Origin of the sequence: Winogradskyella pacifica (assembly GCF_013403915.1) — a bacterium.
GTDB classification, from domain to species: domain Bacteria; phylum Bacteroidota; class Bacteroidia; order Flavobacteriales; family Flavobacteriaceae; genus Winogradskyella; species Winogradskyella pacifica.
In genome coordinates this window covers 77052-92151 of sequence record NZ_JABFDI010000010.1, presented here as the reverse complement: position 1 = coordinate 92151, position 15100 = coordinate 77052, and the positions used below count along the sequence as shown (strand labels likewise).

General features: G+C 35.8%; 11 protein-coding genes. 3 read left to right on the top strand and 8 right to left on the bottom strand.

Annotated elements, in window-relative coordinates; translation table 11 throughout:
* Window positions 1-49: 49 nt before the first annotated feature.
* Entirely contained in the window at window positions 50-913 is an 864-nt protein-coding gene (locus tag HM984_RS10525) for a cyanophycinase (protein WP_179349133.1), read from the top strand.
* Between the two features lie 331 nt (window positions 914-1244).
* Here the strand turns inward: HM984_RS10525 and HM984_RS10520 are convergent, their stop codons facing one another.
* The gene (locus tag HM984_RS10520) at window positions 1245-2174 is read right to left on the bottom strand and encodes an isoaspartyl peptidase/L-asparaginase family protein (RefSeq protein WP_179349132.1); all 930 of its coding nucleotides are present in this window, start codon (window positions 2172-2174) and stop codon (window positions 1245-1247) included.
* Window positions 2175-2539: 365 nt separating this feature from the next.
* On the opposite strand from HM984_RS10520, the gene polA reads away from it, so the two are divergent.
* Window positions 2540-5371, top strand: a complete 2832-nt coding sequence (gene polA, locus HM984_RS10515) for a DNA polymerase I (RefSeq protein WP_179349131.1) — start codon at window positions 2540-2542, stop codon at window positions 5369-5371.
* A gap of 141 nt (window positions 5372-5512) precedes the next feature.
* Here the strand turns inward: polA and HM984_RS10510 are convergent, their stop codons facing one another.
* The 3 genes from HM984_RS10510 to HM984_RS10500 are packed head-to-tail and all read right to left on the bottom strand — an operon-like array spanning window position 5513 to window position 8634.
* A complete protein-coding gene (locus HM984_RS10510; RefSeq protein WP_179349130.1) occupies window positions 5513-6892 on the bottom strand; it encodes a hypothetical protein in 1380 nt (459 codons plus the stop codon).
* Window positions 6889-8325 carry an McrB family protein gene (locus tag HM984_RS10505; RefSeq protein ID WP_179349129.1) on the bottom strand — a complete coding sequence of 479 codons (1437 nt, stop codon included), beginning with the start codon at window positions 8323-8325 and terminating at the stop codon, window positions 6889-6891. Before HM984_RS10505 ends, HM984_RS10510 begins: the two co-directional genes overlap by 4 nt.
* Before the next feature lie 45 nt (window positions 8326-8370).
* Window positions 8371-8634 carry a helix-turn-helix domain-containing protein gene (locus HM984_RS10500; RefSeq protein WP_179349128.1) on the bottom strand — a complete coding sequence of 88 codons (264 nt, stop codon included), beginning with the start codon at window positions 8632-8634 and terminating at the stop codon, window positions 8371-8373.
* Between the two features lie 85 nt (window positions 8635-8719).
* Between HM984_RS10500 and HM984_RS10495 the strand changes: the two genes are divergently transcribed.
* On the top strand, window positions 8720-8911 hold the full coding sequence (locus tag HM984_RS10495) for a hypothetical protein (protein WP_179349127.1): 192 nt from the start codon (window positions 8720-8722) through the stop codon (window positions 8909-8911).
* A gap of 300 nt (window positions 8912-9211) precedes the next feature.
* Here the strand turns inward: HM984_RS10495 and HM984_RS10490 are convergent, their stop codons facing one another.
* The 4 genes from HM984_RS10490 to HM984_RS10475 all read right to left on the bottom strand — a co-directional run bounded on the left by HM984_RS10490 (window position 9212) and on the right by HM984_RS10475 (window position 15015).
* Window positions 9212-9478 carry an endonuclease domain-containing protein gene (locus HM984_RS10490; protein ID WP_371312375.1) on the bottom strand — a complete coding sequence of 89 codons (267 nt, stop codon included), beginning with the start codon at window positions 9476-9478 and terminating at the stop codon, window positions 9212-9214.
* Window positions 9479-9924: 446 nt separating this feature from the next.
* Window positions 9925-10851, bottom strand: coding sequence for a T9SS type A sorting domain-containing protein (locus tag HM984_RS10485; protein ID WP_179349126.1), 927 nt, complete (start codon window positions 10849-10851; stop codon window positions 9925-9927).
* 350 nt (window positions 10852-11201) lie between these two features.
* A complete protein-coding gene (locus HM984_RS10480) occupies window positions 11202-13175 on the bottom strand; it encodes a YgiQ family radical SAM protein (protein WP_179349125.1) in 1974 nt (657 codons plus the stop codon).
* Between the two features lie 208 nt (window positions 13176-13383).
* Window positions 13384-15015 (bottom strand): ABC-F family ATP-binding cassette domain-containing protein, encoded by a 1632-nt coding sequence (locus tag HM984_RS10475; protein WP_179349124.1) that lies wholly within the window; start codon window positions 15013-15015, stop codon window positions 13384-13386.
* Window positions 15016-15100: the final 85 nt, after the last annotated feature.

Here is a 15100-nt window from a genome sequence, read left to right as displayed (position 1 = left end):
TCACTAAAAAAAATGGCTTATTTTTGGGCAATATTTTTAGATACAAATTATGCAGAAGATAAAGGGAACTTTAATACCTATTGGAGGAAATGAAGATAAAGGGATTGAAGAAAGCGAAATCTACACACTAGAGTTTATTGACGAAGGTATTTTGTACCACGTCGTTAAAGAAGCTGGAGGAGTTGACGCCAAAATTGTGGTGATACCAACAGCATCTAGTATTCCTGTTGAAGTTGGCGAAAATTATCTAACTGCTTTTTCAACTTTAGGTTGTAAAAACGTTGAAGTTTTAGACATTCGCTCTAAAGAAGATTCTGAAACGGAACATGCTATTGAACTTATAAAAAGTGCTAACTGCGTTATGTTTTCTGGTGGTGATCAATCTAAGATTACCGATAAAATTGGTGGAACGATAATACACACCATTCTAGCGGAACGCTTCGTTAATGAAGCTGGTTTTGTTATTGCAGGCACAAGTGCAGGTGCAATGGCAATGGCCAACGAAATGATTGCTGGCGGAAGTGCTTCGGAATCGTTTATTAAAGGCGCTGTGAATATGTATAAAGGTTTAGGGTTGATTCCTGAATTGATTATAGACACCCACTTTATACGTCGTGGTCGCTTTGGAAGACAATCGGAAGCTGTTGCTAAATTCCCGAATTTAATAGGGTTTGGACTCGCTGAAGATACAGGTATGATTATTAGAAATGGAAATGATTGTACCGTAATTGGGTCTGGAATGGTCATTGTTTTTGATGGAAGCACATTAACGCATAATAATGAAAAAATACTAGAAGAAGGGACGCCAATGACTATGGCAAACCTTACGATTCATGTATTATCTAATGGTGATGAGTACAGTATTAAAACTCGAAAAGTAAAAGTATTGCCTATTGAAGCTCCTTTCATCTAACACTAACATCCCTTTGAAAAAAGGGATCTCATTACTATATACTAGATTTTACTGATTTTTATAAACGTTTCCCAAAATCACACTTCGCGTCTTAGCGCCTTTGCGAGAATATTACACAGAGATGCTCAGAGGTTTCACGGAGATGCGCAGAGAGAAAGATCTTAAGAACAAACAAATTAACAAATAACTAAATATCAATTTTCAAAAACCTGTTGCACAACCAAACTTTGCGCCTTTGCGAGAAAATTGCACAAACACCCATTGGAAGCAATATCTTAATCGTTTTCAACTTTGAAACTCTGAGACTTTGAGACTTTAGAACCTCACAAACCTATCCATAAATAGAAACATCATCAACCCCATCAGAAGATTTCTGTCCACGATACATCCCTTCCGTATTAAATGGCATCGCAATGTTCCCGTTAGTATCCACAGCAATTAAGCCACCATCACCTCCAATTTCTAAGATTCTTTTATGGATGACTTCACTTGAAGCGTCTTTTACCGACATGCCTTTGTGCTCCATTAAACACGCTACATCGTAAGCTACAACACCTCTAATAAAAAACTCACCACTTCCTGTACAACTAATGGCGCAGGTTTTATTGTTGGCATAATTTCCCGCTCCAATCATCGGGCTATCTCCAACACGTCCCCATTTTTTATTGGTCATACCTCCAGTAGATGTTGCTGCAGCAATGTTACCATCTTGGTCGCAGGCTACCGCGCCAACGGTTCCGAATTTGGAATCTTTTTTTGTAGCATGATCTAACTGAAAACCATCAGTATCCTTAATGTCTAACCATTGTTTGTGTCGAAACTCATCATAAAAATAAGATGCATCTTCTAATTTATAATCGAGTTCTTTAGCAAACTGCATCGCTCCGTCACCGGCTAAAAACACATGTTCGCTTTTTTCCATGACATCACGAGCCAAAGACACCGGATTTTTAATTCCTGTTATTAAACTCACGCCTCCAGCATTCAAAGTTTTACCATCCATGATAGAAGCATCCATTTCATGCGTTTCGGTAGCTGTAAACACAGAGCCTTTTCCGGCATTGAATAAATGCGAATTCTCTAATAATTTTACGGCTTCTTCAACAGCTTCAACTGCCGATTTTCCATCGTCTAATAGTTTATAACCTTCATTTAAAGCCGACTGTAATGCCGATTTATACTGTGCTTCCAATTCAGGAGTCATCATCCCTTTTACTAAAGTTCCTGCGCCTCCGTGAATGGCTATTGAGAATGTTTTCATGGGTATCATTTAAGTTTGGAAAATTACAAATTGCTTTTTAAATAAACGCTTTAGTTTTTGTAATTTGCAGGCTGTTCTCATTAGCACAATCAAAAACATTTTACACTATTAGTTTTAAGCACATTTGAGAAATGTCAAAAGCTATAGTACGTAAGCATTTCGACTGCGCTCAATGTGACATTCATTTTCAAATTAACGCAATATCATTTTTTGTTTAGGTTAGCTGACACAAAAAATGATGATTTTTTTAGATGATGCGAGAAAGAAAAATTAAACATAGCCATAGCTACGTTTCATTTTTATTTTGAAGCAGAAATGAAAAAAGGGTGTTTTTTGAAGCTCACTTAAATAAAATATGATATAACATGTCAGATCAAAAACGCCTATTTCTAGTTGATGCTTACGCTTTAATTTTCCGCGGGTATTATGCTTTTATAAAAAATCCAAGAATCAATTCTAAAGGGGAAGACACCTCAGCCATTATGGGCTTTATGAATTCGCTTTTAGATGTGATTAAACGCGAACGACCAGATCATTTAGCCGTTTGTTTTGACAAAGGAGGTAGTGTAGACCGCGTGGAAATGTTCGAAGCTTACAAAGCCAACAGAGACGCAACACCAGAAGGCATTAAAACGGCCATTCCGCATATTTGTAATATTCTTGAAGCCATGCACATTCCAATCATGGTGAAAGAAGGTTATGAGGCCGATGATGTCATTGGTACCTTAGCTAAAAAAGCCGAAAAAGAAGGTTACAAAACCTTTATGGTAACTCCGGATAAGGATTTTGCACAACTCGTTTCAGAAAACATCTTTATGTACCGACCTGTTTTTGGAGGTGGTTACGAAACTTGGGGCATCCCAGAAGTACAAAAGAAATTTGAAGTTACCGATCCTCTGCAAGTCATTGACTTTTTAGGAATGATGGGAGATGCCTCTGATAATATTCCTGGATTGCCAGGCGTTGGTGAAAAAACAGCAAAGAAATTTTTAGCGGCTTATGGCAGTATGGAAAACCTTTTTGCAAATTCACACGAGCTAAAAGGGAAAATGAAAGAGAAGATTGAAGCTAATCAAGAACTCGGTTTATTATCTAAACAATTGGCGACCATTATGCTCGACGTCCCTGTAGAGTTTAATGCAGAAGATTTTGAAATGTCAGAACCTGATATTCCAAAAGTGACTGAAATTTTTCAAGAATTAGAATTTAGACGTCTCATTGATAATTTTAATAAAACCTTTGCACCCAAAACAGAAAACACAACAAATTCAAGCTCGAGTTCAACTTCGAGTTCAACTTCAACTTCTGGCGCAGGCGAAGGTCAATTCTCATTATTTGGAGGTGGAGAACCTTCAGCAACTGAAACTATTTCCGAAAATACTAGAAAAACGTCAGCAACCTATTCTCATTTTTACCAAAGCGTCGCGCCTGGTATGGCAACCAAACTGTTTGTTAAGAACTTAATGAATCAAACGTCTGTGTGCTTTGATACCGAAACCACAGGCTTAAATGCATTAACCGCAGAATTAGTCGGGATTGCATTTTCTTGGGAAGTTGGCAAAGGATTTTATGTCCCATTTCCAGAAGATAGAAATGAAGCGCAAGAATTAATTGAAACCTTCAGACCATTTTTCGAAAATGAAACCATCGAAAAAATCGGTCAGAACTTAAAATACGACATCAAAGTATTAGCCAAATACAATATCGAGGTTAAAGGCAAACTCTTCGATACCATGTTAGCGCATTATTTAATTAATGCCGATATGCGTCACAATATGGACATCTTAGCAGAAACCTACTTAAACTATACACCAATTTCTATTACAGACCTCATTGGTAAAAAAGGAAAGAATCAATTGTCTATGCGCGATGTGCCGTTAGAAAAACTAACCGAATACGCCGTAGAAGATGCCGATATTACCTTACAATTAAAAGAACATTTCACAACGGAATTAGGCGAAGCTAATACTCAAAAATTATTCGATGAGATTGAAATTCCGCTACTGCGTGTCCTAGCAGCCATGGAATTAGAAGGCATTAATCTCGATAAAGAATTTCTAGACTCCTTATCCGAAGATTTGAATAACGACATCGCAACGCTCGAACAAGAAATTTATGCCACAGCAGGCGAGGAATTCAACATTGCCTCTCCAAAGCAGTTAGGTATTGTGCTGTTTGAAAACATGAAACTCGTTGATAAACCTAAGAAAACGAAAACAGGGCAATATGCGACTGGCGAAGATATCTTATCCTATTTAGCAAAAGACCATGATATCATTCAGAAAATTTTAGATTTTAGAGGCCTTTCAAAATTAAAGAGCACCTATGTAGATGCGTTGCCTTTACAAGTAGAATCCTCTACAGGTCGTGTGCATACGGATTACATGCAAACTGTTGCAGCAACTGGACGTTTAAGTAGTAACAATCCTAATTTACAGAATATTCCAATTCGTACCGAACGTGGTCGTCAAGTGCGTAAAGCCTTTGTGCCAAGAAACGAAGAGTACATCTTACTCGCTGCCGATTATTCGCAAATAGAATTACGAATCATTGCTGCTTTAAGTGAAGAAGAAACCATGATTGAAGCCTTTAAAAACGGTGAGGATATTCATGCTTCAACCGCATCCAAAGTATTTAATGTGCCATTGGCTAAAGTCACCAGAGAACAACGTAGCAATGCCAAAACTGTTAATTTCGGAATCATCTATGGTGTGTCTGCCTTTGGGTTAAGTAACCAAACCGATTTATCGCGTGGTGAAGCCAAAGAACTTATTGACACCTATTACGAAACCTATCCAAAATTAAAGGCTTACATGAGTAAGCAAGTCGATTTTGCAAGAGATCACGGCTATGTCTCTACCGTTTTGGGACGTCGTCGTTATTTAAAAGATATCAACTCGCGTAACGCTGTAGTCAGAGGTGCTGCAGAACGAAATGCCGTTAACGCACCCATACAAGGAAGTGCTGCCGATATTATTAAAATAGCGATGATTAATATTTTCAACAAGCTAGAAGCTGGACATTATAAATCGAAGATGCTCTTACAAGTACATGATGAATTGGTCTTTGACATCTACAAACCAGAACTCAAAGAACTCACTACCTTAATTAAAACCGAAATGGAAAGTGCATTTATTATGGATGTGCCGCTTGATGTTGAGGTGGATACGGGGTTGAATTGGTTGGAGGCGCATTAAAGAGAATGATTCTCAAAGGGATTTTTATAAAGGTTTGAAGAATTAGTAAGTTTTTTTTAAGAATATATAAGGATTAGCAAATTAATATATATTCAGTTAAACACTTAACCTTATTAATTATTTAAGCTAAAGTTGTTATCGCTAAACGTGACTTTCTCTTTGTCTTCTTTCAATTTCATTTAGTTTACTCGTCAATAATCTTTTTGCTTCCCATATACTATCTTTTCTTAGAGGTACTCCAAAAATTAATATTGTATTTTTTACTTCGTTTATACCATTTTTAAACTGTATGCTTTTTATTTCCATTTCGTTTGAAGGGTAACAAAGAAATCCATATTTTAAATTAGTGTTACTAAAAGATGAGTAGGCCATTATTTGATGTAAGTCGTGACGATGGTCAGCCTTCAATATTTCGCTCTGACCAAACTTATTATAAAGGTTTGATTTGTATTTGGCGTCAATAAACACTAATAAATTTTCTTTCTGAAAAATAGCATCCGGTTCAATATGTTTCAATTCCCAAGAGTAATGCTTTTTTGTACTAGATTGGAATTTAAAATTTGTATAAAGTCGCCCACCAGTTTCTTTTGCGACTTCCCTAAAGATATGTTGTATAAATTTCTCAAATACATCTGAGAAATCAACACGCCAAGATGTACTATCAACAAGGTTATAGTTTAAAATTTTATTAGCTTGCTCCTTACAGTTTTTGACTATTGGACTGTCTGAAAACCGAATAACCATTTTATTAGTTGCTTTTGAATTGTGATGATGTAATCGTTTTTCAAGAAAGTTTAACTTATTTCGAAGTGTATTTTTTATTCTTTGCGGCGTATTTGCCGATAAGAGTTCGCTTTTACAAATATCAAAAACATATCTAACTTCAGCATATTCGCTATGAAATTCACTTAATACATTGATTCTAGATGGAAACTTTAAACGGTTTTCAACTTTATATTCCGAATTAATATATTTATTCCAATTTATTTGTCCAGTTGGTTGGTTTGAAACTTTTTCAATATTATCAAACTTACGCCATGGTCTCATTGCTAGTGTTTCAAGGGACGAAATGAATTTTACAGCTTCTAAGTACAATGGCGGCCTAAAGTTCTTACCTGATGCTAATGGCAAACTGTCAACTACTTCAGGGCTAATTTCTGTTCCTAGCAAGTTTAGAATTTCAATATAATCTTCAAATCTATCACGACCGGTAAATCTCGGCATTACCACAAAGTCGCCTATTTGCTTTCCAGTATCAGATGCTCGTAGTGGAATAGAACCAATAAAACCAGATGAACGAAACGTTAGTGCGGTACTTTTGTCTGTGCCAATTATATAAGGTTGAACACCCAAGAATTTAAATTGCTCTGAATTATAATCAATAAATTTTTGAAGATATTGCCCAATAACTCTTTTATCTGCTGATTTAAACCATTTTTTTTGCAATATAATTCCTCCTAACTGCCGTGATTGTTCAGTTAAACAAGGGATTTCACAAAACACATCTAATAGTTTTGTCATTCGAAAAGGGATAAATTTATTCGCGATGAGAAGTAGTTATTGAATTCTTCTTTGGCGTTACGCAAGAGTCCTTCCTGCAAATATTCTTTAATTAACGGGAATATTTCGTATTTGATTCTCTTTAGCATTTCGATTTCACTTCCAGCAATAAAATAACCCTCTCCCGGCTGAAGGTTTAATTCAGTGCTTGATGCATACCAATTAAAAATTTCTTCAATTGCAGCAAAATCTTCTTTAAAGAAAAACTCTCCCTCTATTATTTTATTAACAGATACATTCTGAAGCCTTTTGCTTGAGCCTTCAATAATTTTAGGAGTCATAGTATACCAAGCAAACCTTCTTCTTAATGCAAAATCAACGACGGCCAGACTTCTATCAGCTGTGTTCATAGTTGCGATTACATAAAAATTGTTTGGCAGTTTATTTACTTTGAAATTTGGTGAAATCTCAATTTCTACATTTGAGACATTCATCTTGTGCTCGAATAAATAAAAAATTGGTCCTAAAACATTTGAGAGGTTAGCTCTATTTATTTCGTCAATGATTAAAATGACTTTCTCTCTGCTATTTTCAACTGCATACTTCAATGCTTTGGTGAAGTGGCCCAAATATTCCTTATACCGCAGTTTTTCGTTTGCATTGTCAGGTCTAATTCCGAAAATGAAATCTGAGAAACTAGTCTCTGCATGAAATTGTGTAAAAAATGTCCTTTTACCAATTTTGTCTGCAACACTTTTTGCCATTCTTGTTTTTCCCGTACCAGGAGGCCCTTGAAGTACAATATACTTTCTCTCGCTTAGAAGATTTTCTATTTCTATTTCTTCGTTTTTAGTTTCCGTCTTAAGAAAAGGCTCTAGGGCTTCTGAAATTTCTTTACGGTGGCCTTTATTAGAAGGCCAATCTCTGAGTTTAGCATAGCCTGCGACAAAAGCTGAAATAACCTGTTTTCCCTCTTCACTTTCTGGGTCTTCAACAATTTGGCACGTGGGTAAAACTTTAGTATAAGTCTTAATTGTGTTTTTTATGTGCTGCAATTCTGAGCTTCCTACTATTGATTTTGGTAAACCAGTTTCTATATCTGAAAAATCGGATTTACAAAAGCCTCTTTCGTCGGTAAGCTTTGTAAACAATCTTCTAAGTCCTGGATAGGTTGCGAGCTCGTAATCATTTTTAAAACCACTGGAACCAATACCGAGACAAATTAACCAAGGTTTATTCTGGTCGTTGGGAAATATTGTTAATGAAAAGTCATGAAATGGTCCAGATACTTCTTCTTCTGGATGAATAAAACCAAAATATGCACCATTGTCTTTGAGTGCTTCCTGCCCAGTGTTGTTTCTTTCAACATACGGCTTGTTAAATTCGTTATCTGTCTTAGCTCCGAATTGTTCCGCTTTTGCTTTTATGAATTCTCTAATATTTTCTATACTCATGTGTTATATTTAAGTGTCGTATAATAATCTCTAGAAACAAAAGTTTTAATCTTCAGTTTTTAGTTTGTATTGTTTAAATAACTTTTCTGAGTTATCAAACTTCAACAATCCATCAACTGTTAAATTGAATGCTTTAGCAAAAATCGCCATATTGGTTAAGGATATATTTCTCTCACCCCTTTCTATCATTCCAATATAGGTACGATGAAATCCCGTTTTAAAAGAAAGCTGTTCTTGACTCAAATTTTGTTGAGTTCTTAATTTTCGAATTCGTGTACCAAATTCTTTTAATAGAAACTTGTTTACCATACACCGAATCTATACATATTGTATGCAGCAATCAACATACAATATGTATCATTCTATTATATTTGATGTAAATAATTTACTCAGAATGAAAAGATCTAGAAAAACTTTATTTGCCATTTATAAGCATGGAAAACATTTAGGAAATGAAAGAGGAAAAGATGAAAACGATGCCATTAAAAAATATTTGATAGCAGCATTATTTAATGAATTATCAACTGATTTAGAGTTTGCATCCCTTTATCGGGCGAGAATTGCATTGAAAAACATTCATTATTAACTTACTTATGTTATAGAAAGTATTATCACTACTATAATGACTGTTATCGTTTCTAATATAAATATGAATTCCCTTCCACACCCCTAAAGTCCCCTCAAGGGGACAATCCTAACCAAGAAACATAAGCACAAAAAATGAATTTTGTGTACCCAATACACAATCTAAAAATCCTATGAGTATGTTTTTTTCCTTTATCAAATGTCCCCTTGAGGATTATTGAGATGAAAATATATTTTCATTGAAGATACCGAGCGTAGCTCTTTAGGGGTGTTTAGGAATATTTTGAGATGTTCCCCCTAGTTAATCACGCAATTCCCCAACCTTCGCCTCAATAACCAACAACACACTAAACATATTCTTTTTAACGTCTTCATTAGAAAACCTCAAAAAAGCAACTCCATAAGCCTCTAACTCCGTTTGCCGTTTAGTATCATATAAAAAACGATGCTCGTGACTGTCACCATCAATTTCAATAACTAAACCTATTTCGTGGCAATAAAAATCTGCGATGTAATTTAGCATTGGTACTTGCCTATGAAACTGAACATCGTAAGCACGTTGTTTTATATGTTGCCAAAGTAATACTTCAGGTAAAGTACTATTTTTTTCTTAGTTGTCTGGCGAGTTGCTTTAGTTCTGGATTGTATGGAATGATTTTGTTTTTCATTTCACTAATTTATCACTCTTCTTTTTACACCCCTAAAGTCCCCTCTAGGGGACAATATAGACCAAGAAACTTTTGTGTAAAAATTAGTTTTTATTGTTACCATTCATAATATACAATTTTATGAATAACATGTTTTCCTTAAACAAATTTCCCCTTGAGGATTATTAAGGTAAAAGAATTCTTTTATCAAAAATACCGAGCGTAACTCCTTAAGGGTGTTACCCAACCAATCCCCCTAACATTCTCTTCAAGATTAAACAACACACTAATTTAGCAAAAACATCAAACCAAAAAAAAGCCTCAATTATAAAATAATCAAGGCCATTTAAATAAGATTTACGTAACGCTATTTTTTCAAAAGCTTATCTGTATGCGTTTTACCATCTACTGTTACAACATTTAACATGTAAACTCCTGCAGCAAGACTACTAACATCTAATGCATCTACAGAAGTGCGTTCCATCAATTGCTGTCCATTTAAATTATAAATAGACACCTGTGCAATCTGTTCGTTCTGAATACCTGTAATTTTTAATTCATCAGCAACCGGATTTGGATAAATGTGCAACACTGATGCATCCGCAAAGTCTTCAGTACCTAAGGTGCCGCTTTCAAAACTAAAATTATCGTAAAAAGCATCACCACCATAATTGTTATGTAACATATTAAAACCTACAATATCCACAGACGTAAAATTGCTACGTGTGTGTGCTAAAACATCATTCAAATAATACTTTAATTCTGTGGCAGTGACTTCAATTTTAATATTTAACCATGTGTTTGGTGTCCAATCGGCACCTTCAAGATCAACAGTTCCATAATTTATATCATCTATGACATAAATAGATTCTCCATATTCCATAATAACCCCTGCAACAGGAACAAAATCATCATTGGCATCAATACCAAAAAGGGTCATTTCAAAATCAGATCCATCACTTTCTGTTACCATAACATCATACGAAAATGTAAAATCTTCAAATGATTTTGGAGCGTTAAAGTTTTTTGCAGCACCAAAAATTGAGTAAAATTGAGGATTAAAACTCGGCTCATAAGAATTTTTAAAGGCATAAATGCCATCAGTAGCTCCCTCATCAGATACCACTTGATTCTGAAGAAAGACACCTTCGCTATCTACCGAAACTTCCCAACCATTTTGGTTGTTTAGTGTTCCTAAATTATAAGATTCACTGGTTTCAAAGGAAATTGTTTCCTGACTAAAGACACCTCCGGTAAGTAATAACATGAAGGCAATTGTGTAGTTTTTTATCATTTTATTTGTTGTTTAGAGCAATAAAATTAATATAAACACAATGGAGAAACGAAATAATTAACACTTGAAAAAGCCACAATTCAGTAGTCAATTGAGTTTCTGACACCTATACTTTTTAAGATTTAAGAAAGTAAGAACGCTAATACGTTTTCACAGTAATAAAGCAAGAATCACTAGCTATTTAAGAACGGACTATTGCAAGGGTTCACCCGTAGTTACTCCATATCTCCTCCGTATGTACTCCGTATCTAAGTCGGATCATCCTCGGGTATATACCAACCAAGCCTTAGCTGTAACCCTAAGTCTTAACCATACAATAAACTAATGAGATTGAAGTAAACGAACTAAGACTAACGTCGCTTCTTCTTATTTCGCTTCTTACCTTTAAATCGCACCTTATCCTCAGCCGTACGCTGATTAAAAGGCACCGCATCATTAAAGGTGTTTTTAGCGTCACCTGTAGGTTTGTTTTTACGCCATTTTTCAGTTTTCTCAGGCAATAAAACGCTTAGTAAATCCTCACGACCCAATTTATTTAAGGTCTTCTTAATCCACGCTTTATTTTCATCCTTGTACCAGAAGAAAAAACGGTGTTGTTCGTCCTTTTCCTTTTTAGTAATCGGCGTGTTTACTTTCTTTAAGGTGTAAGGATGGTACCCACTGTAATAAATTACCGTAGCAACCGTCATTGGTGTTGGTGTAAAGCCTTGTACTTGCTCTAACTGGAAACCCATATCTTTAGTTTCGGCAGCTAGATTAGCCATATCTTCCACTTCACAAGCTGGGTGATTCGATATAAAATAAGGGATCAATTGAAGCTTCAAGCCTTTCTTAATGTTTATCTTATCAAAACGTTCTTTAAACTTATGGAAGTATTTAAACGACGGTTTACGCATCAATTTCAAAACCGGGTCACTTGTATGTTCTGGAGCCACTTTCAATCGGCCAGAAACATGCTTGGTCATCACTTCTTCGGTATAATCATCTAACTCTTTAGGATCGGCATTTTTATTAAATTCTGGCACCAACATATCATGTCTAATCCCTGAACCAATAAATGATTTCTTCACCTTTGGATGCTTATCTACCGCTTGGTACAATTCCGTTAACGGCTTATGAGAGGTATCTAAATTACTACAAATCACGGGCGAAATACAACTAGGTGCCACACACTTGTCGCAAATAGATTGTACTTTCCCTTTCATCTGATACATATTGGCACTTGGCCCACCAATATCAGATAAATAGCCTTTAAAATCTGGCATATTTGCCACTGTATCTACTTCTTTTAAAATAGATTCCTGACTACGAGACGCAATAAATTTCCCTTGGTGAGCAGAAATAGTACAAAAGCTACAACCACCAAAACACCCACGGTGAATGTTGATAGAGAACTTAATCATTTCAAACGCAGGGATTGGTCCTCGTTTATTATATTTAGGATGTGGTAATCGGGTATAAGGATAATCGAAAGAGGCATCAATTTCTGCTTCCGTCATGGTTGGGTACGGTGGATTAATCATCAAAGTCTTATTCCCTATTTTCTGAAAAATTCGTCGTGCCGCTAACTTATTAGATTCCTGCTCAATGACCTTAAAATTAGAAGCATACTTCTTCTTGTCTTTTAAACAAACTTCATGCGAAGAAATCTCAATATCTTCCCAATTACTATTCTTCGGTATTTTTTCATCTTCTTTTAAAAGAACTGCTGTTTGTAAAACCGTATTGATGCTATTAAAAGGCACTCCTTTTTCTAACAAACGTACCACTTCACGCAAAGGCTGCTCACCCATACCATAAACCAACATGTCTGCTTTAGAGGTTTCTAAAATAGACGGCATTAACTTATCACTCCAAAAATCGTAGTGCGTTACACGACGCAATGATGCTTCAATACCACCGATTAAAACCGGAGTATCTGGCCATTTCTCTTTTAGAATATTAGTATAAACAGTAGTCGCATAATCTGGTCTAAACCCAATATCTCCATTCGGAGTATAAGCATCCTTATCTCTACGTTTCTTATTCGCGTTATAATTGCTAATCATAGGATCCATACAGCCACCTGTTACACCAAAAAATAATTTTGGGGCACCAAGTTTTACAAAATCCTGAAGATTATCATTCACATTAGGTTGCGGCACAATAGCGACACGTAACCCAAAACTTTCTAACATACGTCCTATTACTGCAGGACCAAACGTTGGATGATCTACATAAGCATCTCCGCTAAACAGAATCACATCGAGTGCTTCCCATCCGCGAATTTTCACCTCTTTGTTTGTGGTAGGTAACCAATCTGAAAGTTGTAATTCGTTCTTCACGTTGCAAAAGTAGTTAAAATATTGCCGCTTAGGCAGTACAAAAAGTTAAGGTGTATAATTTGGGCGTTACCCAGGGGTCGTGCTTTCGGCAGTCGCTTTTTTGTGTTGCATATACGCAACAACACAAAAAGAGCTTCAACAAATGCCTCAATCACTAACGCAGGCGTATTTGCCCGCGTCCGAGACTAAGTACAAAGCTATAGTTTACTTATAAATCTAAACCTTTTAAGCTCTCTACACGGTTTCTAATTAAGAAATCATCAATGGTTTCAAAATGCTCAATCACGCGTTTTTCTTTAAACTCAAAGACTTTCTTAGACAAGCCTTGTAAGAAATCACGATCGTGAGACACTAAAATCAAAGTACCATCAAAATTCTGAAGCGCTTCTTTTAATACATCTTTCGATTTTAAATCTAAGTGATTCGTAGGCTCATCGAGAATTAATAAGTTTACAGGTTCTAGTAAGAGTTTCACCATAGCTAATCTGGTTTTTTCACCACCAGACAACACGCTTACTTTCTTATCAATATCGTCCCCTCTAAACATAAAACCACCTAAAATACTTTTAATCTGAGTTCTTACGTCGCCTTGAGCTACTTCATCAACCGTTTGAAAAATCGTTAAACTCTCATCTAACAAAGCTGCTTGGTTCTGCGCAAAATAGCCAACCTTTACATTATGGCCTAAGCTACACGTCCCTTCTACATCAATCTCACCTAAAATGGCTTTTATCATGGTAGACTTCCCTTCACCATTTCGACCTACAAAACAAACCTTCTCACCTCTAGCTATAGACATATTAGCATTGTTAAACACCACATGATCATCATATGATTTAGAAACCTCTTTAACCGTCACTGGGTAATCCCCAGAACGCTGCGTAGCTGGGAAACGTAATTTTAAGGCTGATGTATCTACATCATCAATCTCAATGATCTGTAATTTCTCAAGCATACGCTCACGAGATGTTACTTGATTGGTTTTAGAATACGTCCCTTTAAAACGTTCAATAAACTGCATATTATCTGCAATAAACTTCTGCTGTTCTTGGTAAGCCTTTACCTGATGCGCACGTCTGTCTTCTCGTAATTGTAAGTAGTGCGTATAGTTTGCTTTATAATCGTAAATACGACCCATCGTCACCTCTATAGTTCTATTGGTAATATTATCTACAAAGGCGCGATCGTGAGAAATAACCACAACAGCATTCGCTTTATTCAATAAAAAATCTTCTAACCAAATAACCGATTCTATATCAATATGGTTGGTCGGCTCATCTAGTAAAATTAAATCAGGTTTTTGTAATAAAATCTTAGCCAATTCAATTCGCATACGGTAACCACCAGAAAACTCATTAGTTTGCCTTGTAAAATCCTCTTGTTTAAACCCTAACCCTTTTAATGCTTTCTCCACTTCCGCATCATAATTCACATCTTCTAAAGCGTAGTATTTCTCACCCAAATCAGAAACACGCTCAATGATTTTCATGTACTCGTCAGATTCGTAATCGGTTCGCGTTTCCAATTGCTTGTTGAGACCTTCCATTTCGTCACGCATTTCATACACATGCTTAAATGCTTTGGACGCTTCATCAAAAACCGTAGTATTATCTTCCGTTAATAAATGCTGCGGTAAATACGCAATAACAGCATCTTTAGGACACCTCACATTACCACGCGTTCCACTCTGAACACCAGCAATAATTTTCATCATGGTAGATTTTCCTGCTCCATTTTTGCCCATTAAGGCAATCTTATCGTTGGCATTAATAGTAAACGACACATCGCTAAAAAGGGTGTGTCCACTAAATTCTACCGCCAAATTATCTACTGAAATCATAATCAAAATTTTGAAGCTGCAAAACTACTAAATGGAAAGTCAATATCTTTAATTGTGCATAAAATAATATGAATAGGCTTTTCAG

Excerpts from the sequence above, each read along its gene's own strand:
- HM984_RS10525 (WP_179349133.1), top strand. The coding sequence starts at position 50 with ATGCAGAAGATAAAGGGAACTTTAATACCTATTGGAGGAAATGAAGAT.
- HM984_RS10520 (WP_179349132.1), bottom strand. The coding sequence starts at position 2,174 with ATGAAAACATTCTCAATAGCCATTCACGGAGGCGCAGGAACTTTAGTA.
- polA (WP_179349131.1), top strand. The coding sequence starts at position 2,540 with ATGTCAGATCAAAAACGCCTATTTCTAGTTGATGCTTACGCTTTAATT.
- HM984_RS10510 (WP_179349130.1), bottom strand. The coding sequence starts at position 6,892 with ATGACAAAACTATTAGATGTGTTTTGTGAAATCCCTTGTTTAACTGAA.
- HM984_RS10505 (WP_179349129.1), bottom strand. The coding sequence starts at position 8,325 with ATGAGTATAGAAAATATTAGAGAATTCATAAAAGCAAAAGCGGAACAA.
- HM984_RS10500 (WP_179349128.1), bottom strand. The coding sequence starts at position 8,634 with ATGGTAAACAAGTTTCTATTAAAAGAATTTGGTACACGAATTCGAAAA.
- HM984_RS10495 (WP_179349127.1), top strand. The coding sequence starts at position 8,720 with ATGAAAAGATCTAGAAAAACTTTATTTGCCATTTATAAGCATGGAAAA.
- HM984_RS10485 (WP_179349126.1), bottom strand. The coding sequence starts at position 10,851 with ATGATAAAAAACTACACAATTGCCTTCATGTTATTACTTACCGGAGGT.
- HM984_RS10475 (WP_179349124.1), bottom strand. The coding sequence starts at position 15,015 with ATGATTTCAGTAGATAATTTGGCGGTAGAATTTAGTGGACACACCCTT.